1 protein-coding gene and 1 pseudogene are annotated in these 668 nt (G+C 38.2%); one reads left to right on the forward strand and one right to left on the reverse strand.

Annotated elements, in window-relative coordinates; genetic code table 11:
• Positions 1 to 191 (reverse strand): annotated as a pseudogene (locus R8O11_RS28250) (cyclodextrin-binding protein); the annotation flags it as partial.
• Positions 192 to 407: 216 nt separating this feature from the next.
• Here R8O11_RS28250 and R8O11_RS28255 point away from each other — a divergent pair.
• Positions 408 to 668: ATP-binding cassette domain-containing protein (locus R8O11_RS28255; RefSeq protein WP_318195003.1), on the forward strand; the 261-nt coding region annotated here is incomplete at its 3' end.

The following is a 668-nucleotide window of genomic DNA, read 5'->3' on the forward strand; positions in this document are numbered from 1 at the left end:
TATGGCATTTCAAGCACATTCACTTTCACATCATGTTTCTTTTCAAACGCTGCGACCGCCTCTTCATTACCCAAAGACTTTTGAATGTCTTCCCAGACTAATAAGGACTGCTGCGCTAACGCCATTGGCGAACAAAATAGAGCGGTAACTGCAAGAGCAGATAGTTTTTTACTAAATTTATTATTATCCATAAAATTTCACGCCTTTCGTTTTTGGTAAAAATAAAATTTATGGTGCAACTATGCTCCTTTGTGTTATTTTTTCCATACAGGCTATTCATTGATGTGATTTAAATCACTAAAGCTAGCAGTTATTGTGATTAATCAGACAAGTGAGAATAAAATTTACTAAATAAAAGACGAATTAGATCACACACTTTATTTATTACCATTTAAGAGGAATTTAAAATGTCTTCGATCCAATTATCCAATGTCGTAAAACGTTTTGACGATACCCAAACCATTCACAACGTAAACTTGTCGATAGAAGAAGGTGAGTTTGTGGTGTTTGTTGGCCCATCGGGCTGTGGCAAATCAACGCTCTTGCGTATGATTGCCGGTCTGGAAGACATCAGTGATGGAGCAATATCTATTTCGGGCAATGTCGTTAACGACACTCCACCATCAGAACGAGGGGTGGCGATGGTGTTCCAGTCTTATGCGCTATAC

This window comes from Vibrio sp. 1288, from assembly GCF_033344475.1.